This window comes from Halomonas sp. hl-4, from assembly GCF_900215475.1.
Taxonomy (GTDB): domain Bacteria; phylum Pseudomonadota; class Gammaproteobacteria; order Pseudomonadales; family Halomonadaceae; genus Vreelandella.
In genome coordinates this window covers 1612096-1635784 of record NZ_LT907845.1, presented here as the reverse complement: position 1 = coordinate 1635784, position 23689 = coordinate 1612096, and the positions used below count along the sequence as shown (strand labels likewise).

Sequence of the window (23689 nt, the reverse complement as noted above, 5' to 3'; positions counted from 1 at the left end):
CCACCGACATGGAAAGCCTGTCTTTGATGACTGGCAGTTGGTGGTAGATACTTTGTCCTGGCTCAACCAATAAGGCGTGTATGAAAGCAAATAACTCGTGGCCCGCGTGGCTAATGTTGGTAGTGGCGCTAACATTTTCCAGCCTGTGCGCGGCGCAAACTCAAGGTGGAGAGAGCGAGGATAGCCGATGGTTCACCGTTGATTCGATTAATACCGGCCTTGGCGAGGCACCTGAAGATGCCAACCGGGTCACCCCTAGGGAGTCGGTTAGAAGCTTTCTCGACCTCACCGAAAAGGAGGAATACGAGAAGGCTGCGCACATGCTCAACTTGTCGGAATTTAGCGACGATGAGCAGCGCGAGAAGGGCCACGATCTGGCTCGGCAACTGGCGGAAATTATCCAGCGGGGCGAGCGTATCAGCGTCGATAATCTGTCGGGGCGGGAAGACGCCGTGATTGAAGACCCGTCCGGGCAAAACCCCCGCGTCGGCGAAACACGCCGTAATATAGAGCTGGCATCGCTTCAGGTCAGGGGCGAAACCTATGATATTCGTCTGGGCCGCTACCGCGTGGGTGACGACGACCCCGTGTGGCTGATCATGCCCATTAGCGTGTCGTATATTCCAACGCTGTATGAACAATACGGGCCCTCGATGCTGGAGCAATATATTCCAGAACGCCTTCAGTCGTCGTTTGGCATGTTGAGGATTTGGGAGTGGGTCGCCATTCCTATCTTTTTGCTGTTCGTTGGCTTGGTGGGTTGGGGGGTCCACCGCTTGTTTGATTTGATGTCGAAATGGCTGCCCACCGGTGCCTTTCGTCTTTTTGCTGGGCAGATCGGCATGCCAGCGGCGTTGATCGTGATGTCGCTGTTTACCCAAATGGTGCTGAATTATGTAGTGTCGTTTTCGGCGGTCGCGACGACGACTTTCCGTGTTCTGCTTATCGGTATTCTCGCCTGGGGGGCTGGCACCATAGCGCTTCGCTTCGTGGATACCCTGATGCTGCGTATGACGCGTAGGCTGGTGGGTGAAATCGACGACACCAAGCCCAAGGACGAGCGTAAGCTGCTGACCTCGCTCTATGCACTGCGCCGCATCATTATCCTGGTGGCGGTTACCGGTGTGTCGGTTTACATCCTGGGGCAGGTCCAACTTTTCGAAACCCTGGGCTTATCCATCCTAGCCTCGGCCAGCGTGTTGGCGGTACTGGTAGGTGTCGCTGGCCAGGCGGTGTTGGGCAACATCCTGTCTTCCTTTCAGTTGTCGTTTGCCAAGCCCATCCGTATTGGCGATTTGGTCATTTTTGAAAATCAGTGGTGTTACGTAGAAGGCATCTTTTATACCTATATCCGTTTGAGAACCTGGGACGAGCGGCGTTTGATCGTGCCCGTTACCTACTTTACGTCTAAGCCTTTCCAGAATCTTTCGGTCAAGAGCATCAAGATGTATCGGTACTTGGAGCTGACGCTGCACCTGAGCGCCGATGTTGGGTTACTAAGAGACAAGTTTTTGGAGTTTGCCAAACAGGAAGACAACGTTATTGAGCACCATAAACTGCTTTGTTATGTGACGGCGCAAACGGCAACGGCGCAAATCGTGACCTGCTATTTAATGACCTCTGATCCTATGGCTGGGTGGACAGCGGAAATGAACGTAAGAGAAAAGCTTATGGCGTTTATCCGTGACCAGCATCCAGAGTGGTGGCCACGAGAGGTAATGGTTATCAGCCATCAGGATGTCGCCCGCGGCAAAAGGCAGAGCCAGCGCTCGGAGGGTGCGGATAACGCTGAGGGGGAGCCGTCGGAATAGAATGCTGCTACGCAGCACTAGGCGCCTTATGGCACTGAGGCTATCTCTAACGGGATGTCCACGCCGAACTGCTGCAACATACGTCGGAATGTCTCAATATTATAGGTCTCACTTTCTGTTACCAGCCCTTGGATCTGACCTGTACCCGGTGTTCCTTCGCCTAGCCCCGTGACAATCGATTCAGCGGGGTCGAGGAAGCGGCAACCGGGTCGTGCTGTTTCGAAGAAGGGACGCAGCCATGGTAAATGCGTGCTCGAAAGTGTCAGCGTGTCGATATCAGGATGCTGCTGGAAGACGTCATCGCTAAAAGCCGTGACCGCTTTCTGCGTGGCGTTCGGGTCGAATAGAAAGGCGCCATTCTCGACAAGTTCCACTATGGAAGAAGCATTGATCAGGCTGACATTATCCGGGTTGGGTGCATAGCGAGCGATGAACTGCTTCAGCGGCGAGCTTTCGATGAGTGAATGCACCCCCATGATGCCAATCTTGCCGCTCGCTGACATGGCGAGTGCTTCTTCGATGGGCGGGTAGACGCCGGACAATGGCACCAAGGTGTTCTGGCGAATGTCATCCAGCACCATGATAGAAGGTGCGTTCGAGGCGATGACGATGGCCGAGGGGGCGTAGCCTTCGAGAAAGCGCAGCGTGCGTTGCATGACAGCGAGTAGCTCTTCTTGCCCTTTGCTGCCATAAGGAAAGCTCGCCCGGTCAGCGAAATACACAATATCCTGTTTAGGAAGACGCTTGTGTATCTCGGCCACAATGGCATAGCTACCAATGCCAGCGTCGAAAACAGCAATCGGCTGATGCATAGTATATCCTTGGTTTCAGTAATGTCTAATTATTAATAAGATTTCCATGCTATGGAAGCAATATTTTCAACTGTTAAGCCAGTTAAACTTTATACAACGCTGATGCATGGCACCGTATGAATCCAAAAAGAATGAATAACATGGGGAAGGTGGAGAAACTTATGGCGAAGGAGTGGTTGTCTAAATGCCATTAAATATCATGCAGCGCGTTCTTCCCGGTTGGGGCGTTACTTATGGCCCTCCAGGCGAGGGCCCTTTTCCAGCTGTCATGTTGCTGCATGGTTCTGAAGGCGCATGGGCAGGGTGGAGCCACCGGGATGCAATGCTACTCGCCGCCCATGGTTTCTTGGCCTTTCCCTATGGCTACTCAAGCGGCGGTAATGCCTGGAATGCGGGGCATATTGTTGATTACCCGCTGGATCGCAGCGTGGAGGCGTTTAAAGCCCTACGAGAATTTCAGGTCGTTGATGAGTTAGTAGGGCTTTATGGTATTTCACGTGGCGCCGAACATGCGTTATTACTCGCCTCTCTCATGGCTAAAGACAAGCTGGAAGGCATGCCTGACGCGATCGCCGCCCATAGCCCACCCGATGTTGTTTGCGGTGCCTTTGATGCACGTGGCTTTCGCGATGTGGGTGATCCTGGCTGGCAAGCCTGGGATGTCAGTAAGCGTGCTTGGACGTGGCGCGATAGCTACGAAGGTTTACTGCCGACCACACCTATCGAAATCGAACGCTATCCTGGCCCGCTATTGCTTTCTCATGGCACCAAAGATCGAATGTGGTCGGTCAACATGACCAAGCGTCTTGAAGAAAGGTTGCGCAAGCATGGTCGTAACCCTGATGTGCACTATTATGAAGGTGAGGATCATATGCCTAGCAGCTCGGGGCAGAACGCCCACTACCAGTTGCTGGTGGAATTTTTTGAAAAGCACCTTTAGCCCCTCATTTCATCTTTTTAGGTAAAAACTATCTCGCCATCTAAGCGGCTTACCCTGTGACAGTCGCCGCTAACTGTATCGCGCCCTAGACCGGACAGCGGGCGTGGGAAAAAACTATAGACTCAAGCGCGTTTGGCTCTCACTTAAGTCGTGGCGTTCGGATTCCTGCAACATTCAATGGCTCTTCAAGGCGTTTCTGCAGCGCAAATACCAAGGCGAGCACGAGCTTTATGACTTCGATGAGTCAGACTTGTCGGTCTCAATCTTCGTCTGAGACATACGCGTGGAATCCTAGATGTATGGTTCTCATGCATAGGTATTGCACTTGATTGCTGGGTTCGCTGTTATACTAAAGTTGTAAGATAAATCGTGTGATATTCTCAGAAATTTCTTACATATCTACTATGTCTATGCATGCTAGATTTTGGCCATCGCTTTAGTTACTAAATATGCGATGTGTGGCTTTTATGCTAGCTTTGCGCTTCAGTTATGAAATTCTTGGAGATGTTAAGCCTCAGTAATAATTGGCGAAACTGTGGTTGTGGTATATTCGCAAAGTTATCCAGCTAGAATTGGCGGTGCATTGCTAACATGTAAGGGTGTGGAAGATAAGTATATAAATGTATGGGTGATTTAAGAAAGTCGAATGTGTCTGCTTTTGATCTGAAGAATTTTATAGGTCGGTTTTTTATGCTTTTGTTCTCTATAAGGTTTTGTTTTATTTCGATTCTGCTATACGTTTTTGACAATTGCTCTCTTGGGCTGGCTGGATTCAGTTATCGGTTTGTGGGGTCTTTGTTATTCGCTTCTATTTTTTTAGTCGGTGATTTTTTAATCACGCGGTGTTTGGGTGGTGAATATTAAATTATTCGAGTTGTTTGCCTTCTTTGAAAGAGGGTTAATTAAAGTGTAAGAGACTCTTTCTATGTTTATGGTTGGGGTGATTCTATGTCATGGGGGATGCATGTTAAAAGTCAGTAAGCAAGGCATAAAAACGTCAGTTGTGATTACATTACTAATAAGCATTTTTGACTATTCTGATGGTGAAGAGGTTGGTTTTTCTTCTGTTCTTGTTAAATTTTTTGCTTTGTTGGTGGTTTATGAAGGTATTGGTTTTATAGAAAAACTTTTAAAGAGTAGGTTTGGTAAATGATAATTAATAGGGTGGTTACATAGGTGTCTTTTCGTGACGCTTATGCGTAGGTGATCAAGCAGAAGCTACGCTAGATCCAGAAAGCCTCGATACCCTGAGCGTCTTGATGACGCATCACGAATTACCTCAAGGTCATGCAGGCGGCGGTTTCTGAAAAGCCACTACTGAAGCCGATGGGCAAGGCCCTAGCGATGCTTGAGCTACACGCCGACGCGGTAGTCAGACGCTGCACTCGGGACTGACGAACCAGGACTGGAAGGGATGAACGGCCTGTTTCAGGCGGCTCGGTCACAGGCACGTGGCTACCGGAACGAGGCCAACTTCATCGCCATGATTTACCTGATTGGTAGCCTGTTCAATCAGGCCAAATTCACATGAAGTGACGAAGAACCATTTCATATTTCTGTGGACGTTTAAGCTAATCCGAGAACCTCCTGTGTCATCGAATGAAATCCTTGGGCCTGTCGCCTGAATGAAAAGAGCAGCGATGCCTGGAATGTTGATAAGCAACTTTTTTGCTATGATTGATGAAAATCCATCTTGCTGAGGTGTGTCATGCCAGCCCTTGCTCAACCATCGCCGACCCCTGAAGGGGTATTAGCAAAAGCGGTCTTGCGCGCTGCCGAACAGCTGGGTTTGTCGCAGTCTGATCTGGCCGCAGTGTTGGGCGTACACCGCACGACCATTACGCAACTCAAGAAAAGCCTCACCCTTGACCCGAACTCTAAACAGGGCGAGTTAGCCTTGCTGCTCATTCGGCTCGCCCGGGCGTTGTTCACGCTTACTGGCGGCGATCAGGTCTGGATCCAGCATTTCATGCGCACGCCCAACCGCGTCACGGGTGGGATACCGGCTGAACAGGTAACGCGTCTGGAGGGATTGTTTGCGGTGCTGAGATTCGTGGATGGCATGCGGGGTAAGGTGTGAGTGTGTGGGAGGCCTGCGGCGGCACGCGAAACATCGAACCCATCTCGGGCACGCTGTACCGGCTGGTAGAAAGTCAGGAGCAGGTCGCCACGCTCAGATATGTCGACACGTTAGAAGAGCAAGAGGTACTTGAAGCCCTGCTTGAAGGCGCTAAACCGCCTTACCCCGAGCAGGAGCAAGACCTGCACTATCTGCTAAAAACACCTTTTCGGTATCCGCCTCTCAAATGGGGGTCACGTTTTGGCCGAGTGTTTGAGCCAAGCATTTTCTATGGCGGTAAACGTATCGCCACCACCCTTGCTGAATCTGCCTACTACCGACTGGTTTTCTGGTACTCCATGGATGGGGAGCCTGTAACTGAATCGCTTCGCTCAGAGCACACGCTTTTTTCGGCGGACTATGCCGCTAACCGGGGAGTGAAGTTAAACACAGGCCCCTTTGTAGAGTACCTCGATGTGTTGAGGCATCCGGTGAATTACGCCTCATGTCAGCAGTTGGGTAGTGCAATGCGCGGTTCGGAGGTGGAAGCATTTGAGTACACCTCCGCTAGAGATATTCAGGGCGGGTCTTGCGTGGGTTTGTTCACGCCTGAAGCGCTCTCTCAGCACGAGCCAACCGATATGCGCCCATGGCTTTGCGTCACAAGTGCTCATCAAGTGTCATTCAAGCCCAAAAATGCACCAGGAGTGACGACTTACAACCTGGATGAGTTTCTGCATAACGGTGTGTTGCCCTTTCCTGCGTAACGAGCAACTCATAATGCCATTAAATATCGGGGTCGTCGCAAAACCCATCCAGAAAGACTCTCTTGGCAGCCATGAGGGACTGGCTGACTAAAGCTGTCGCATTTCTGCAGTTTTACGTTTTTCCTAACTGCGCTTGAGCCAAACGTTTCGCCCCGGCAAAATCCGCTTTTCCAGAGCCAAGGTGGGGAATGGTTTCCACCGTCAACCAGCGGCTGGGGATCATCATGGCGGGTGTGCCGTTGGCGAGCATGGCGGCCTTAACGGTGTTGGCGTCTAACGCGGTTTCTGATAGCAGCGCAATGCGCTCGCCTTTGCGGTTATCGGGAATATTCACCGCCATTAGCGCGTTGTCTGGCTCCTCCAGAGCCGCTTTAACCGCCGCTTCAACGGCGCTGAGGCTGATCATTTCACCGCCAATCTTGGCGAAGCGGGCATAGCGGTCTATCAGAGTCAGGAAGCCGTCTTCATCGATAAAGCCTTTATCGCCGGTTACGTACCAGTATTGGCCATCAAGCTCCCTTAGTGCTTGAGCGGTACGTTGGGCGTCATGGAGGTAGCCCTGCATGATCTGCGGGCCGCTGATCAATATCATGCCGGCCTCGCCGGTAGGTAGCTCCTCGAAGCTGTCTGGGTCGACGATTTTGAAGCTGGTGCCAGGCAGCGGCATACCGACGGTGCCAGCTTTACTTCCCCGCTGAACCTGCTGGTAGTGAATGCCCATGGCATCGGGAAGATTCACTGACGCAACGGGGGCGATTTCAGTGGCGCCGTAGCCTTCGTAAATAGGCTTGTGGAATTTCAGCGCAAAGTCGTTTCGTACATTTTCGTCGAGCTTCTCTGCCCCGGCGACCACGATCCTCAAGCTCTCCAGCATCAGCGGATGCACCTTTGTGCTGCGTACAAACAACCTTAAAAAGCTGGAGGTGCCGAACATAATCGTGGCTTTGTGCTTGGCAATCGCGCCCGCAATGCCAGGAGCATCGGTGGGGTCGGGGTGGCATACCAGCGGCAGCCCTTCAATCAGTGGTAGCAACTGGGTCACTGTGAGGCCAAAGGCATGGAACAGCGGCAGTGAGCCCATTACCACATCGTTGCTCTGGGTGTTGAGCACATCCGAGGTCTGTTTGATATTGGCCATCAGGTTGCGGTGGCTGAGCATCACGCCCTTGGGTTCGCCTTCACTGCCGCTGGAGAACAGGATAGCGGCGGTGGCATCGGCATCGTGGCCGTGGCAGAAGCAGCGCTGTAGTAGCCAAGTCGGCAGTATTCTCACCGCAAGCCAGGTGCTCAAACGCTCGGCACGGCCAATCGAGGTTTGCAGGTCTTCTAAAAGGACCACCTGCTGCTCGCTAAGCAATTGGCTAACGTTGAGCCCGCGCTGCTCAAGCTTCTTCACAAAGCGCTGTGAGGTGAACACGGTGGTGATCTCCGCCTGGGCAAGGGCCGAGGAAAGTGCTCCTTGGTCGGCGGTATAATTCAGGTTCACCAGTGTTTTACCGGCCAGCAGCGTGGCCATATTGGCAATGACCCCGGCACTGCTGGTGGGCAGCAGCAGGCCAACGTTCTGTCCTGGGTTGAGTTTGCGAATCCGTTTTGCCATCAGCAGGCTGGCGGTAAGCGCTTGACTTGCGTTGAGTGGGCGGCCCAGCGTGTCGGCCAGGGCAAGCTCGCTTGGGCGGCGTTTAACGCTTTGAATCCAGGCGTTGGGTAGGCTGGAAAGCTCCCCCATGGCCTGCTGCCAGGAGCGGGTCGCCTGCTCAAAGATGCGCCGTTTTAGCACATCGGCGGGCGTATCCTTGGGAAGCGGTTTGCCAAAGGCGACTACCACCGAGCGGTGCAGAGGCGCGTTGCGCAGCTCCTTTAACTTGCTGGACGAGCGGGAGAACTGGCTGCCCCACAGGCCGCGCAGATAGAAAGGCACAATTTTGACGTCTGGATTCGCCCTTTCACAGGCGCGCTCGTAGCCGCGGCGGAATTCCCCCAGTTGGCCGGTGCGGCTAATTGCCCCTTCGGGAAACAGGCACACCACTTCACCGTCGTTGAGCTGTTCGGCGACATCGGCCAGTGCCTGTTCGGCACCTTTGCCGCGCTCAATGGGGATACATCCCAGGGCCTTGAAGAACCAGCGTAAGTACCAACGTTGGTAAACGGTTTTCAGCATTACAAAGCGCACCGGGCGAGGGCTCGCGATCTGGACCATGGCCCAATCCACCCAACTGATGTGGTTGCCCAATAACAGAACGCCGCCCTGGGAAGGCAGGTTCTCAAGGCCTTGTACAGCCACGCGATAGCGGCGGGTCAGCAAAAAACTCAGCAGAAAGCGCACCAGACTCTGGGGCAGTTTAACGATGGTGTATCCACCGCCTACCATCGCCACGGTCGCAATCAGCAATAACAGATAATGACTATCCACTCCGGCCAGGGCGAACAACACTGTGAGCAGTAAAAAGCCCAGCATGGCAATGTTCTGAATCCAGTTATTGGCGGCCAGTACGGTGCCTAGCTCGTTGTCGGCGGCGTGAAACTGGATCAGTGCGTTAAGCGGCACAATAAATAGCCCGCCCATCATGCCGATAAATATAAAGTTAAGCGCTTGGCTCCCTGGAGTGGTTAACAGCGGCAGGCACCATAAACCAACAGCCACTCCAACAGCCCCTACGGGGATTAAACCGGTTTCGATACGGTTGTGTGAGAGCTTGCTTGCCAACATGGAGCCCAGCGCAATGCCGATACCGCTGGCGGCGAGAATGCCCTGAAGTACCAGGGTGTTATCGATGCTTAGCGCCGCTTTGGCATACGCCGGAAAGGCGGCCAGCAATACTTGGCCTACCGACCAAAACGTGGCCAGGCCGATAATCGACAGCCTAAGGACAGGCTGGCGCGCGACGATGCGTAGATTGTCTTTTAGGGCGTGGCCCTTAATGTAGCGCTGCCAGGTCAGCGGTGACTCTGGCCGAGTGGTGGTATCCACAGGCAGGCGGTAGAGCGACACCACCTGGAGGGCGCTATTGAGTACCAGTAGCCAGCCTAGCGGGGCAACTTGGCGAAGCAGTTGCGTTGGCGTTTGTTCGGCGGGGGTCGTCCAGGTTTCAAACAGCGCGGTAAACGCCACCGTACCCGCTAGTATGGCGCCAATGGTCACGGCCTGAATCAGCCCGTTGGCCTCCGCCAAGCGCGGCTTGCCGAACAGCCCTTTGACCAAGCCGTATTTGGCCGGCGAGTAGAAGGCCGATTGAATGGCCAGCATCAGGGTCATGGCAAACGCCAGCCAGAACCAGCCCTGATAATAGGCGGCGGTAATGCCCAATGAGACTGCCATGGCGACCCATGCAGAGAGGCGCAGCACGCGCACTTTAGGATAGCTATCCGCCACATGGCCCGCGGGGCTAAACAGCAAGATAAACGGCAGCAGAATAAGCCCGTTGACCAGGGCGGTGAGTACTACCTGTGTTTCGCCATCGTAACTTTTGAAGATCGTGTTCTGAATCACGATTTTGTGGCCTAGATCCACAAACGCATTGAGAAAGATGGCGATCAGGTAGGGCAAAGCGCCCTTTATGTGTAGCAGTCGTTGCATGGTTGTGTAGCCTTATAAATCCCTGTAAGTAGGCGCACTTTCTATAAAAGGCTTGCTGGCTGCAACTCATTTGCGCGAAGTTGTGTTATGGGAGCTTGTTGGTATCATTATCTGCTACTTTTGTGCGTAGCGCCTTTTCATACCGTTTAAGAGATTTCTATGTCCCAAGCCGATTCGCTGATTGAGACACTAAAGCGTCAGCTTCGCGCCCAGGGTAAAACCTATGCCGATGTCGCTCAGTGGTTGGCGCTGAGCGAGGCCTCGGTGAAACGCCTGTTCGCTGAAAAGCACTTTACGCTATCGCGACTGGAGTGTATCTGCGACCAGCTTAATATCGACTTCGCCGAGCTGGTGCAGACCATGCAGGCTGATGAGCAGCGTTTGCAGGAGCTGACCCAGGCTCAGGAACAAACTATCGTCGAGGATCGTGAGCTGTTTCTGGTAGCTGTCTGCGTTATTAATGGCTACAGCTTCGATGAAATTTATCATCAGTACCTGTTAACTGAAGCAGAGTGTACGCGGCAGTTACTCAAGCTTGAGCGACTCAAGCTCATTGAGCTGCTTCCAGGTAACCGGATCCGACGTCGGGTAGCCGCCAATTTCCGCTGGCGAGCGGACGGCCCTATCCAACGTTTCTTTCAGCAGCATATCGCCAATGAGTTTTTCCGCTCCCGTTTTGATAATGACAGTGAAAAGCTCATTGTGCTTAACGGTCTTTTATCCCCTGCGGGTAATGCAGAATGGCAGCAGATCATGCAGCGCCTAGCGAAAGAGTTTCATGCGCTATGCGAGCGAGAGAGCGGGCTGCCTATTCACCAGCGGTTTGGCACCACCTCGGTGCTGGCGGTACGGCAATGGCAGTACGGTCTGTTTCAGGATTACAAACGGGAGGATCCACTGCAAACCAGGTAGGCAAGAGCTAATTTGCGTTTAGCGATGCTTTCCGAGTAAAAAACATAGTAGCTTCACCAAGCGGCGGCTTGGCTTTATCCCGCCATGGCCGCCGCTATCTGTACGCTGCCATAGACCGCGACCCCAGCGGCTACCGGCCAGCCTAGCGAGCGTAGCCGCCACCATACCAACAGCGTGACGGATAGCCCAATGGCGGTTGCAAACCATGCAATAGCACTTGGATTAACCGGCATAATCGAAACGCCGAGTACCGCCGCGATCATCAGTGGGCCGAGAATGCCCAGCCACTGGGGCATATTGTTGAGGCCGGTTTTACTGTTTAGCCGGCGCTGCATCCACAAGAACGGCACCACGCGCATCAACAGAGTACCCAGGGCACACGCCACCACGGCTAACCATAATGCGCTGTTCATGGGCGACGTCTCCTTGCTTGGAACTTCACCATATAAAAACAGATAGCGCCGCAGGCGGCAGCCAATGGAATCGCTACATTGCTCCACCCATACAGCGTAAATAACAGGGCAGCTACAATCGTACAGCCCAGCGCCAATGCCCAGCGCTTATCGGTAAAGCGCGGGGCGACCATCGTTAAAAATAGCGCAGGCAGCGCGAAGGGCATTACTTCACCCAGCAGCGGCCAGCGGGCGGTTAAGGTTTCGCCTGCCGTGGCGCCTACCATCGTGCCCACTATCCATACGCCCCAGGCCAACAACGATGCGCCTACAAACCAGCCAAACCGTTCAACTGCAGGCAACTGGGGTAGCCGTGTAAGCGCCAGGGCAAACACTTGGTCGGTCAGGCCGTGCATTAGCCAGGGCCAGTGACGACTGGGCGGCAACAATGCAGCCAAGTTGGGGCCGTATACGACATGGCGCACGTTAATCAGCAGCGTCATCGCCACCACCAGCCATAGCGGGGACCCCGCTGCCACCATTCCAACAAATAGAAACTGCGACGCACCGGCGTAGATTAGCATCGAGATGGCGGCGGCTTCCCACATGCTAAAACCTGCTTGCGTGGCGACCACGCCAAACGAGAGTGAAACCGGAATATAGCCACCCAGCAGTGGGATGGCTTCGCGCACACCGGTAAGCCATGCGCGCGTACGGTGGGTCGCAGAGTGAGTCATGGTGTGGCTCCTACAGCGGAATAAACCACGGTTAGCAGCAGTGTCGCGGGGGCATCTTGGGTACGGTAAAGATGGGGTTGGTCGGCCGCGAAAGTAATAGACTCACCCGCGGTTAGGATTTGCGTATTGCCTATTGGGCCTGCTTCCAGCCAACCGCTCACCAAAGTGAGCGATTCACACGAGCCTGGCGTGTGAGCTTCGGCGTAGCGAAGCGTATGAGGTGCGCAACGCATCCAATAGGCGTCGACCTGGGGGGTGTCTATTCCTTGATCAATCAAGCGCACCTGGACGCCGTCTTCGTCTAACGGCACGCTGAGAGGGGAGACGAGGGTGCCAAAAGGAACGTTAAGCTGCACGGCTAGCCGCCAGATGGTGTCCAGTGTGGGGTTGCCGTTGCCCTGTTCAAGACGCGATAGGTTGGACTTGGCGATGCCTGCGGCGTTGGCTAGCTGTGAGAGTGACCAGCCACGCTCAAGGCGAAGTGCTTGTATGTGAAGGCCAAGGGTGCTGAGTGAAAGTGAGTCCATGGTAGCGCCGCCTGCTGGCTTACAAGATGTTCTTTATATAGAACGTTCTATATAAAGAACAGGCGGCTGTCAAACACCTTGCGACTCACTTTACCCCGGCCATGACGCTGTCGTTATCGAGCGGTTGCTGCGCTAGGCAAGTGCAGCGCTGGTGGCAGGCGTCTGAGGAGAGATCGAGGCTGGTACGCTCAAGGCGTCGATGTCGGCGTAACCTTGTTCAACGAGCGCAACCACATCCGGGGAGGAACCCCAACGCAGCAGCATCGTGTCGATTACGTGTTCGGCATCTTCAAAGCGGCCACAATGGCTAAGCAGTTTGGCCACGGTATAGTCACAGGCCGGGGTGTCATACAAGTCGTCCTTGATTTCTTGAATGGCGAGTTGAAGCCCAGCTTGAGAAATCTCAATACGCTGTTCGCGTTGCATAGCACATCTCCTTGTGAATGCGGGTAATTAACATCAGGCCATGCCGATGCTTTAATATTGTACCTATGTTGTACGCGATAAATCCTAATATAGCGACCCTTCTGATGCTATAACCTGGGATATGCAAACATGAAGTCTTTTTGAACTATTGTTAACGCATAGTAAAACGACTGATAATTAATGATAAATGCTTATATAACATTTAGTTAAATATAGCATGGACTTCATGGCATATAGGAGGCAACGTTATCGTCTATGGCTAGCGTCAAGGGAAATAAATTTGTGCAAATGTTTGCATGATGGGGGTTTAGCATCTAGCCTTTACATTGTGCATGACAGGGAAAGTCGAACTCGCCAGGAAGGCAGGCTTATGGATAAGCCAGTGAGACAGGATGTCGAACGACAGGACGTCACATAGCACTTCACCATGGAGCGGTATCCAGGACGGATAGAAATGACAGGAAGTTGGCGAGATGCATCAAGGCCCCCGAGAGGGGGTTTTTTGTGCCTGTGAGTTACGTTTACGCATGGCTATGACCACCTTGCACCCTGCTTACGCTTAGCGCGATGGCACCTTTTATGCATTTACTTTAGGTAATTGGTCATTTGCTAAGAGGAAGCGCCATGCATTCATTGGCAATGCTCAAGCCCGTTAAGTCGATTTTATGGAGCGTGGCGCTGTTGCTGCTGGGCAATGGCTTGTTGAATACGCTGTTAACCCTACGTGGCACGGGGGAAGGTTTCTCCAGCGCGGTGCTGGGGATGATCATGTCCGGCTATTTTGTCGGCTTTATCTGCGGCACCTGGGTGAGCGGGCGCTTAATTCGGCGGATGGGGCATATCCGTACCTTTGGCTTTTGTGCTTCCATTTGTGCCTCGGTGGCGTTGCTGCACCTGGTGTTTATCAACCCATGGGTATGGCTACCGTTGCGGGTGGCATACGGCCTTTCGTTTATTACCTTAATTACCGTGATTGAAAGTTGGCTGAATAGCCAGGCGGCAAGCCACGAGCGAGGACGCATTTTTGCCGTGTATATGGTCGTCAACCTGGGCGCCCTGGCGATTGCCCAGCAGCTGCTAAGGCTCTCCTCCCCACAAGGCTTTTTACTGTTTGTGGTGATTGCCATTCTGATTAGTTGGGCACTGCTACCTATCACTCTGACCCGCCGTGTTCAGCCGACAATTCCTGAGCGCCCCAAAAGTAGCCTCCGTACGTTGCTTGGCTTTGCACCGCTCGCGGTAGCCTGCGCCGCTTTATCGGGCCTGGCGATGGGGGCGTTTTGGTCGATGACGCCGGTGTACGTGACGCAACTGGGGTTTGATATTGGCGGCGTGGGGCTGGTGATGAGCATGGCGATTGTAGGTGGCGCGCTGTTACAAATTCCCATCGGCCGCTTTTCTGACAAACATGACCGCCCCAGAGTAATGACTTGGGTGGTGCTCCTGGCGGCGCTCATCGCCGCCGCCATGCCGTTTGCGCCTAGCCATAACGTGCTCGTGGGGCTGTATTTTATCTGGGGTGGTTTGGCGTTTTCGCTCTACCCGCTGGCAGTTGCCCAGCTTATCGACCAGTTGCACCCGGATGAAATTGTCTCCGGCTCGGCGGACATGCTGGTGATGCATGGCGCAGGCTGCGCGGTGGCACCGATTGCCGCAGGGTCATTGATGACGGCAGTGGGCGGTCACGGTCTGCCTATCTATATTGCCTGTGTGTTTGCCCTGCTGGGTGCGTACGCCATCTACCGTCGTCGCCATGTCACAGCCCTGATTACCCATACCGCTCACTTTGAGCCGATGGTACAAAGTGGTGCAGGGGCGTTGGAAATGATCTTTGATGATACGCAGCCAGATTTATTTGATGACCCGAGTTTCTACGAAGAGAATGAACGCGAGCGGCTAAAGAAAGCGTTGAGTTCGGCAAACGCATGATATTGGAATAACCGTCAGGCCCCCGCCAGCAAAAGCGGGAAGGGGCAACAGGTATGACACGGTTTGATCGTGATAAGAATAAGTAGTGCTTGGCCTCCCTAACGTCGCTGAATAAACATTTCAAGCTGGTGGTGGTTGCCATCCAGAGGAATGCGTACTTTGCTTTTTTGGTCCGTCATTGGGCGGCCATCCAATCTTGCACTGAAGGCGTCATCGGTCATGATGAGCTTCACCGCGTAGTGGGTGGCGGCGATAGTGAGCGTCGCGCTAACGCCTGGCCAGTCATTGGGGAGGCAGGGATCAATTACCAGCCAGGCGCCTTCCCGGCGGATCCCCAATATGCCTTCAATGCCCGCGCGGTACATCCAGCCCGCAGAGCCCGTGTACCATGTCCAGCCACCTCGCCCTGCGTGGGGTGCCACTGAGTAGACGTCCGCGGCCACCACATAAGGTTCCACGTGATAGCGGACAGCCTCTTCTGCGGTGCGGGCATGGTTAATGGGGTTGAGCAGCGAAAAGAGCGCGTGCGCTTTGTCGCCTTCGCCTAGCTTGGCAAAGGCGAGAATCGCCCACATAGAGGCGTGACTATATTGCCCTCCGTTTTCGCGCATGCCGGGTGGGTAACCACCAATATATCCAGGATCGCGCCGGGGTTGATCGAAGGGCGGCCAAAACAGTAACGCGAGTTGCTGGTCATAGCGAATCAACTCGCGCTCAAGCGAACGCATGGCCAGTGCTGCTCGGTGAGGCTCTGCCGCGCCCGAGAGTACCGCCCAGGTCTGGGCGATTGAATCAATCTGGCAGGCGTCGCTGTCTTTGCTACCTAGCCAGCTGCCGTCATCGTAGGTTGCCCGGCGATACCACTGGCCGTCCCAGGCATTGCTTTCCAGCGCCAGGCGTAACGCAATGGCGTGGGCACGCCAACGCTCAGCGCGTGAAGTGTCCTGGCTCGCTGAGGGCTCATGCTGTTCGCGCTGTTCGGCAAACGGCAAAAACCGCTCAAGGGTATGCACTAGCAGCCAGCCTAACCAGACGCTTTCGCCTTTGCCTGCTTCGCCTACGCGGTTCATGCCATCGTTCCAGTCGCCGCCACCGATCAGCGGCAAGCCATGCTCGCCGGTAAGTTCTAAGCTCTGATCCAAGCCGCGGGCGCAGTGCTCATAAAGTGAGGCGGTTTCTTCAGCCATCATCGGTTGGTAAAAGCTATCGTGCTCACCGGCCGCTAGTTCGGCACCCTCTAGAAAGCTCACCGGCTCATCCAGTACGGCAGTGTCATGGGACGTCGCGATGTATTGAGCGCAGGCATAAGCCAGCCATACGCGGTCATCGGAAATACGCGTACGCACCCCCTGGCCGGAGTGGGGCAGCCACCAGTGCTGAACGTCGCCCTGGACAAACTGGCGCGAGGCAGCACGCAGTAAATGCTCGCGGGTCGTCTCGGGGCGGGTAAACGATAACGCCATACCGTCTTGCAACTGGTCTCGGAAACCATACGCACCGCTTGCTTGATAGAACCCAGAGCGTGCGGTGATCCGGCAGGCAATGGTTTGATAAAGCAGCCATCCGTTAAGCATGATATCCATGGCACGATCCGGCGTGTTTACTTGAATCGCGTTAAGCTGGGTTTGCCAGTGTGCATTGATATTGGCGAGCTCGGCGTCAATATCTATCTGACGATAGTGGGCGATTAGCGCTTGCACCTCGGCGGTTGAGCTTCCTTGGCCCATCAATACCACGATATCAACGCTTTCGCCCACCGCTAACGACACGCCGCGGCTGAGTGCGGCACAAGGATCCAGCCCCGCCCCGTGGGTGCCGGAAAGCGGGGCATGACTGCGCAGCGCCGCAGGGGAGGACAAACTGCCGCCGTGGCCTATGAATTCGCAACGGTCAGTTGTCCATGAGTCGGGTGCGTCGCCTATATCAAGAAACGCGACTCGGCCTGGGAAGGCAATATTCCAGGGATTCTCTACCAGCAGAGCGCCGCTATCGGTGTCTGGGTGCGAGATAAGATAAGGCGCCGAGATACTGCGGGAAGTGCCTAATACCCATTCAGCGTAGGCGGTAACAGATAGCTTGCGTAGCCGTCCTGAATGATTGCTGAGCCGTAGTCGGGAAATTCTAAGTGGCGCTTCTAATGGCACAAAATGCAGCAGTTCCAACGTGATGCCGTCGGTATGGTGCTCAAACTGGCTATAGCCGAAGCCATGGCGGGCCAGGTAGCGGCCTTGATCACGAATGGGTCGGGCGGTCGCCGTGTAAAGGGCCAGTGATTCTTCATCGCGCACATAAATAACATCGCCGCTGGGGTCTGCCACTGGATCGTTCGACCATGGCGTGAGCTGATTCTCGCGACTGTTATCCGCCCATACATAGCCTGCGCCCTCCGCTGATACCTGAAACCCGAAACCTGTATTGGCGATCACGTTAATCCAGGGGGCGGGGGTTGAACTTCCCGCCTCCAGTAGCGTGACATACTCGCGGCCGCTGAGTGCAAAGCCGCCTAGTCCATTAAAAAACTCAAGCGTTGGGAGTGTATCAGGCGCTATCGCGTTAGCCCTTGCGGGTATGGGCTTGGGAAGCACGCGTTTGGCGAATATCGGCGGCGTTGATGGGGGAGAGTTGGCGGGCAGCGTCATGGCTAGCTGATTCGCTATGCTGCCGCGGTGGGCCATTAATGCTACCCGGGCAATCGACTGTAGCTGCATGCGTGCTTCTAGACTCATCAGGTCGGCACGCAGCGCAATCACTGAACCCTGGACGTGATCCTTTCTAAATCGAGGGTGGGTTTGGCCGCTGAGTACGGCGGTTTCAATAGCTTGCTGCAGATCTTGAACATAGGAGGAAGCCCGCTCATTGATAATCACCACATCGACGCCTAGTCGCTTCATGCCCCAGTATTCATGGGCGCGAAGCAATTGATGTATCTGGGCAATGTCGTCGATGCTATCGATGCGCATCAAAATAATCGGTAGGTCGCCGGAAATTCCGTGTTGCCAGAGCTGTGACTGCGGCCCGGCTCCGCGCTCAATTGCATCGGCAGGCGCTCTAAAGCGAGGGTCAGGATACAAAACCGGGGCGGCCAAGCGCTGAAAATCGGCGGCTTCTTCAGGCTGAATGCCTAAATGGCGAAGCTGTACCTGTGCCTGGGTCCAGGCAAGCGTTTTGGCCCGTTCAAAAGCGCTCCGGTCATGGTGTTTGTCGATCAGATCCATCAGCGTCTGCCGTGAGTCGGCAACCACGGTCCAGTAAGCGATATGGGCGGTTTTGCCGGGAGACACGCGCAGGCAGTAGCGCAGCGCAAAAACAGGATCCAGTACGCTACCCACTGTGCTCGATAAGTGCTGGCCCTCTGCCAGCGCTAGGGCATGCAGTTGACTTCGCCCTCGGCCCAAAAACCTGGCGCGGTCGGTCTCGAACTCAAGCTCGCCCACGGTGTCGCCTTCCACCACGGCAAAGTGGGCGGCCCAGACTTGTTCTTCGTCAGGCGAGCGCCGTCGCCTAGTGGCAATCAGCGCGTTAAACGCTTCCAGGTACTCGGTTACCACAAACATTTTGGCAAAGGCGGGGTGCGCGTTGTCGGCATCCGGGGTGGTCAAGACTAATTCCGAGTAGGAAGTGATATCGATATTGCGGGCATGTCGGCCGCTGTTCGTCAGCGACAGGTGGCGAACCTCACTATCGTCCTCGCCGGAAACCAGCACGTCCATATGGCTAGTGATATCGTCGTGGCGATGCGTGTAGCGAGCGTAATCCTCGGCAAATATCGCATGATGATGGTCATCGTTAGCTCCGCTGGCGCGCCTGGCCGCTTGTCCCGTCGCGGTCCAAACACCGGGATGTGCGGCGTCGCGCAGGAAAATAAAACTGCCCAAATGATCGCGGGTGGCATCCGGTTGCCAGCGGCTAATCGCAATGTTGCGCCATCGACTATAGCCGCCACCCGTGGCCGTTAGCATCACCGAGTAGCAACCGTTAGAGAGTAAATGGGTAACGGGTGGGCCGCTGGCCTGTGTGGAAACGCGGCGGATGGTTTGTGCCTCATTAATACTCTGGCTGGCGTTTGATTTAACCTCTTCAGCGCGGGGGTGGAGGATCGCAACATCCTTGGGAACTCGCTCTTGCAGAAGCAGTTCGCAGGCTTGAATCATTGGTTCACGGTGAAAGCGCGCGCGCATCTGGCCATGGTGCAGGGTGTTGGCGATAGCCACGATGGTCATGCCCTGGTGGTGGGCCATAAAACTGCGCACAATCACCGCCTCTTCTCCAGCGGGCAGCCGCGAACGGGTGAAGTCGAGCGCTTCATAGAAGCCATAACGACCTAGCGCACCCATCTCGTTCAGACGGCTGAAATTTCGACAGGCACCGTTGGGATCAACCATGGCGGCTAGGCCGGTGGCGTAGGGGGCGATGACCAGATCGGCAGACAGCCCGCGTTTGAGCCCTAAACCAGGCACGCCAAAATTAGAGTATTGGTAGGTGAATTCCAGGTCACGGGCGTTGTAGGCGGATTCAGAAATACCCCAGGGCACGGCGAGTTGGGCGGCGTAACTTTCTTGGCGTTTCACTACCAGTCGATTGGTTTGTTCAAGCAGGCTACCGCCCGGAGCGCGCATCACTAGGGATGGCATCAGATACTCAAACATCGAACCCGACCAGGAAATCAGGGCTGAGCCAAAGGTGATTGGTGTTGCCGCACGGCCTAGCCTAAACCAATGGCGGGTGGGAATATCGCCTTTGGCAATCGCAAACAGACTGGCAAGCCGTGCCTCGGAGGCCAGTAAATCGTAGCAACTGGTATCCAGACAATTGTCGTCCAGCGAGTAGCCAATCGACAGCAATTGACGTTCGCTGTTAAGTAGAAAAGCAAAGTTCATGCCCAATGCCAAACGTCTCGCGGTGTCCGCAAGCTGTTGTAAGCGCAAGTTGAGCGCTCCTGCTTCCAGGTAGGTATCCCGGTCATGGCGGTGCTGAGCGACAGACGCGTGCAGTGATGACACCCAAAACAGCATATCTTCATTGTGCGGGTCGGCGTGTTCGTCGTGGGCAGTGCGCGCCAGATGTAAAGCGTTATCGGTCAACGCCGCTAGATTCGCCAGGCACGCCGATGACATCGCCTCGCCTTTCAACTGAGTGTCCATGGCGGCAAACTGCTCGTTCAGCTGAGCTGCGACTGTTTTCGGCAGTTTTGAGGCGTTACTGAGTGCCTGACGAGCAAGGTTCAGCGTGTCACTAATACCCATGCGCGGATCTGAAACATAGTTTTCGGCTTGCCAGGTCTCACAGGCATTGGCGATAGCGATAAGGTGGCCCGCAAGGTTGCCGCTATCGACGGTTGAAACATAGCGAGGGGCCAGCGGGTGCAGATCGTGGGTGGCGTACCAGTTATAGAAGTGGCCCCGATAGCGCGGTAGTCCTAGCATTACCTCAAGCGTTCTCTCCAGGCGTTCCAGAGCCTGCTGGGTGCCTAGCCAGCCAAAATCACGGGCGGCAAGGGTGGCGAGTAGATACAGCCCCATGTTGGTAGGCGAGGTGCGCTGTGCCAGTGCGGGTTGGGGATCTTCTTGAAAGTTATCCGGCGGTAGCTGGTTATCCGCGGTGGTCACAAAGGTTTCAAAATAGCGCCAGGTTCGCCGTGCAATCAGGCGCAGCGCCAACGTTTCGTCTGCCGAGAGTGTTGGTTGGATAACCGCGCTTTTGCTGCTGCTTAACCATGAGGCCACTGCCGGCGCAGCCAACCAGACCAGTGCCATGGGCAACACGATTGGCCAAGCGTGACTGGCCGTCCACATTGCACTGACCGCAACCGCGAGCCCCAAGGCGGTGCCGGGAGCCATGCGCTGATAGAAGCCCCACACCGTTAGCGGTGGGCTTTTCATCGATTGGGCCGCGGAGGTCCACTCAAGCAGGTGACGATGAGTGACCAACACGCGCACTAAGGTACGGGCGATGGCATCCAGCATGCGCCATGCCTGGTCGGGCAAAAAGATCACCTGCAGTAGCATTTGCACGCTACCCAGCTTTAGTTCGTCAAACCAGAGATGGTAGTGGTGGCGTAGCTTTGCCCGCGCCCGGAAGGGCACAAACGAGGCGGCTAACGAGACGAGCACCGGCGCACCCAGCACAGCCAGTAATAGCAGCGTGCTGGTAATTGCCATGCTAAGGGGCAACTGCCAGCTCACCGCAAGGCTTGCCAGTACTAACGGTGCTAACACCGAACGGCGTAGATTACCCAGCATTTTCATGCGCCCGGTGAGCGGCAGCGCCGGGGCGACCAGCCAGGGGAGCAGTTGCCAGTCGCCGCGGGTCCAGCGGTGCTGACGCTTAGCCGCCACGTCATAGCGTGCAGGAAAGTCTTCGATCACTTCGATATCTGAAGCGAGCCCCGCGCGGGCAAAAACACCTTCATACAAATCGTGGCTAAGCAGACTGTTGTCGGGCACACGGCCAGCCAGCGAGGTTTCAAAGGCATCAACCGCATAAATACCTTTACCGGCGTACGAACCTTCTCCCACCAAATCCTGATAGAGATCAGAAATAGCAGCCGCGTACGGGTCGATGCCGCCTGGCGCCGAGAATAGTCGCTGATAGATGGAGCCTTCATTCCCGGTGGGTAACGACGGCGTGACGCGAGGTTGCAAAATAGCATAGCCCTCCACCACCCGGCGTTGCTGTTGATCAAGGCGTGGTTGGTTTAATGGGTGTGCCATCTTGCCGATCAAGCGGCTTGCCGAGCCTCTTGGCAACCGTGTGTCGGCGTCTAAGGTAATCACATAGCGCACATCATTGGGCATGCTTGGCGGATTAATAAATGTCGTATCCCGAGCACCGCGTAGCAATCGGTTAAGCTCGTGTAACTTACCGCGTTTACGCTCCCATCCCATCCAGGTATTTTCGCTGCGGTTAAAGACCCGTCGCCTGTGTAGTAAAAAGAAGCGCTTATCGCTACTGGGCGCGTTTGAATCCAAACAGTAACGCTCATTTAACTGATCGACCCACAGATGAGCGGCGGACAAGAGCGCTGCATCGCCGGGTAAATCTGCTTGGGGGGCATCAACGCCGTCCAGGATCAGCGCATAGGCGAGCGCCCCATCGCCGCTCGATAAATGATGCACTTCAAGACGCTCAACCTGTTCGCGCAGGTCATCTTCGCTGGTTAGCAGCGTGGGCACCGCAATCAGCGTACGCAGGTGAAGCGGAACCCCCTTGGAAAGGTCGAGGCTAGGCAGCGGCTGGGCGTCGATGCAGCGAATAATCAGGCGATTTACGATCTGTGTTGCCACCTCAATAATGGGCAGAAAGCCAACCACGCCCAATAGCAATAGCCAGGGTAACGGTACGTCGCCTATCGCAACTGGCAACGCGAGTAATAGACCACCAGCCAGGGTCATCAAACTCAGCGTCACTACGGTCATCAGCATGATATAGCTGCGGATGCCATGATGAATAAGTGTCCGTCGCAGCCACTGACGAGAAGACGCTTTAAACGCCAGCTTGTGTTCAAGCGTTATGCGACCTGAGCCAATCAGAAAATAGCCAGGATCACCCATACGGCCCGCTTCGATAGGGTCGCCGGTGGTTGCCACTGCCTGGCGAGATAGGGAGAGCGCCGCTTCGACTACCTCAAGCTCGGTGTGGCGCGAGCCGCGGGATAGCAGCTCTACGGCACTGCGATACTGATTGCGCGTGGGGAAATCCAACTGATCAAAATTGCTTTGCTGGCGCAGTTGCTTGTCCACCAAGCTGACGCTTTCAAACAGCACGGCCCAGTCGATGCTGGAGACAAACCGCATACTGGTGATGATGTTGCGAACAGTCACATTGGCGGCGCCTTGGCGCTGCTGAGCGTGCTGAACCATCTCGTCAATGGTTTCGCCCCGTTGACTGAGCTGCTCATCGAGCCAGCCCACCAGTGGGCTACTGCGGGGGTCTAAACCACGTAGTCGTTTGGCGAGCTGGGCAGTGAAGGGTTCCGCCAGCGGCCCTGTGTGAAAATTGAAGGTACTGGTCTCTATGCGAATGGTGCGCTGCTCTAGGGGTGTTTGCTGATTGGTGGGCTTTAGCCATTTCGTTGCCAAATCATCAGCTTCGTCCCTTGCCGTTTGTTCGCTGATCATTTGGTCGGCAAGCCGTCGCAGGTTTTCGATCAAAACAATACGTAGCGAGATAGCAACGGCCCATAACTCGCCAATGGTCAGCGGCTGGACGCGCTGATAAGCGACCAAAAAAGACTGCAGAGTGTCCAGATCGATATGACTATCGGTATGCGCTACAAACGCCCACGCAATGCCGAAAACCCTTGGGTAGCCGGCAAAAGGCCCATTGGCTAACTTGGGTAGCTGACGGTAATAACCGGGTGGAAGGTCGCTACGAATCTCACGGATTTGGGCTTCAATCAGGTGGTAATTGTCGAGCAACCAAGCAGCGGCAGGCACAATGTCGCGGCCTTCCGCCAACGCGGTGGCACTGGCGCGGTAAACTCTCAGAAGGGTGGTAGCGTTATCGTTAAGCCGCCGCGTTAACGATACGACCTTAGGAGGCCTTGCCGCCACTTCCTGGGCATGCGCCAGGCTACCGGCGTGCTGTTCAAGCCGCTCTGCGCTGAACAATTCTTCTCTGACGGGCAGCGTCGAATCCCACGGCGCTGCAAACGCATGGTGCGGACGCACAAAACGGAAAAATGGGTTCACAGATTCCTTCCCGGTGAGAATGGGCGCTTCCGGCCACAAAACGATGATGTCCTTACTTAGACAATGGTCGCACCGGGTATTTACGTCGGTTCGTTAGCGCACATTAGGCG

14 protein-coding genes are annotated in these 23689 nt (G+C 55.0%); 7 read left to right on the top strand and 7 right to left on the bottom strand.

The window, feature by feature from the left end:
* Positions 1-80: 80 nt before the first annotated feature.
* Entirely contained in the window at positions 81-1811 is a 1731-nt protein-coding gene (locus CPH17_RS07830; RefSeq protein ID WP_096298929.1) for a mechanosensitive ion channel family protein, read from the top strand.
* A gap of 26 nt (positions 1812-1837) precedes the next feature.
* Here CPH17_RS07830 and CPH17_RS07825 read toward each other — a convergent pair whose 3' ends face one another.
* The gene (locus CPH17_RS07825) at positions 1838-2623 is read right to left on the bottom strand and encodes a glutamate racemase (RefSeq protein WP_074397229.1); all 786 of its coding nucleotides are present in this window, start codon (positions 2621-2623) and stop codon (positions 1838-1840) included.
* A 184-nt stretch (positions 2624-2807) separates the two neighbouring features.
* On the opposite strand from CPH17_RS07825, the gene CPH17_RS07820 reads away from it, so the two are divergent.
* The 4 genes from CPH17_RS07820 (at position 2808) to CPH17_RS07805 (ending at position 6389) form a co-directional block, all read left to right on the top strand.
* Complete coding sequence (locus CPH17_RS07820) at positions 2808-3563, top strand: alpha/beta hydrolase family protein (protein WP_074397228.1); 756 nt, start codon at positions 2808-2810, stop codon at positions 3561-3563.
* 964 nt (positions 3564-4527) lie between these two features.
* Positions 4528-4716 (top strand): hypothetical protein, encoded by a 189-nt coding sequence (locus CPH17_RS07815; RefSeq protein WP_074397227.1) that lies wholly within the window; start codon positions 4528-4530, stop codon positions 4714-4716.
* A gap of 555 nt (positions 4717-5271) precedes the next feature.
* The gene (locus CPH17_RS07810; protein ID WP_074397226.1) at positions 5272-5643 is read left to right on the top strand and encodes an antitoxin Xre-like helix-turn-helix domain-containing protein; all 372 of its coding nucleotides are present in this window, start codon (positions 5272-5274) and stop codon (positions 5641-5643) included.
* 2 nt (positions 5644-5645) lie between these two features.
* Positions 5646-6389, top strand: coding sequence for an RES family NAD+ phosphorylase (locus CPH17_RS07805; RefSeq protein WP_197668851.1), 744 nt, complete (start codon positions 5646-5648; stop codon positions 6387-6389).
* Positions 6390-6501: 112 nt separating this feature from the next.
* Here the strand turns inward: CPH17_RS07805 and CPH17_RS07800 are convergent, their stop codons facing one another.
* Positions 6502-9966: an acyl-[ACP]--phospholipid O-acyltransferase gene (locus tag CPH17_RS07800; protein WP_074397224.1), complete on the bottom strand. Its 3465-nt coding sequence runs from the start codon at positions 9964-9966 to the stop codon at positions 6502-6504.
* Positions 9967-10125: 159 nt separating this feature from the next.
* On the opposite strand from CPH17_RS07800, the gene CPH17_RS07795 reads away from it, so the two are divergent.
* Complete coding sequence (locus CPH17_RS07795; RefSeq protein WP_074397223.1) at positions 10126-10878, top strand: helix-turn-helix domain-containing protein; 753 nt, start codon at positions 10126-10128, stop codon at positions 10876-10878.
* A 74-nt stretch (positions 10879-10952) separates the two neighbouring features.
* On the opposite strand, the gene CPH17_RS07790 is transcribed toward CPH17_RS07795, so the two are convergent.
* The 4 genes from CPH17_RS07790 to CPH17_RS07775 all read right to left on the bottom strand — a co-directional run bounded on the left by CPH17_RS07790 (position 10953) and on the right by CPH17_RS07775 (position 12960).
* Positions 10953-11291 carry an AzlD domain-containing protein gene (locus CPH17_RS07790; RefSeq protein WP_074397222.1) on the bottom strand — a complete coding sequence of 113 codons (339 nt, stop codon included), beginning with the start codon at positions 11289-11291 and terminating at the stop codon, positions 10953-10955.
* Entirely contained in the window at positions 11288-12007 is a 720-nt protein-coding gene (locus CPH17_RS07785; protein WP_074397221.1) for an AzlC family ABC transporter permease, read from the bottom strand. Before CPH17_RS07785 ends, CPH17_RS07790 begins: the two co-directional genes overlap by 4 nt.
* Positions 12004-12534 carry a helix-turn-helix domain-containing protein gene (locus CPH17_RS07780; RefSeq protein ID WP_074397220.1) on the bottom strand — a complete coding sequence of 177 codons (531 nt, stop codon included), beginning with the start codon at positions 12532-12534 and terminating at the stop codon, positions 12004-12006. Before CPH17_RS07780 ends, CPH17_RS07785 begins: the two co-directional genes overlap by 4 nt.
* A 132-nt stretch (positions 12535-12666) precedes the next feature.
* On the bottom strand, positions 12667-12960 hold the full coding sequence (locus tag CPH17_RS07775) for a hypothetical protein (RefSeq protein ID WP_074397219.1): 294 nt from the start codon (positions 12958-12960) through the stop codon (positions 12667-12669).
* Positions 12961-13584: 624 nt separating this feature from the next.
* Between CPH17_RS07775 and CPH17_RS07770 the strand changes: the two genes are divergently transcribed.
* Positions 13585-14889, top strand: coding sequence for an MFS transporter (locus tag CPH17_RS07770; protein ID WP_074397218.1), 1305 nt, complete (start codon positions 13585-13587; stop codon positions 14887-14889).
* A gap of 98 nt (positions 14890-14987) precedes the next feature.
* On the opposite strand, the gene CPH17_RS07765 is transcribed toward CPH17_RS07770, so the two are convergent.
* On the bottom strand, positions 14988-23579 hold the full coding sequence (locus CPH17_RS07765) for a GH36-type glycosyl hydrolase domain-containing protein (protein WP_074397217.1): 8592 nt from the start codon (positions 23577-23579) through the stop codon (positions 14988-14990).
* Positions 23580-23689: the final 110 nt, after the last annotated feature.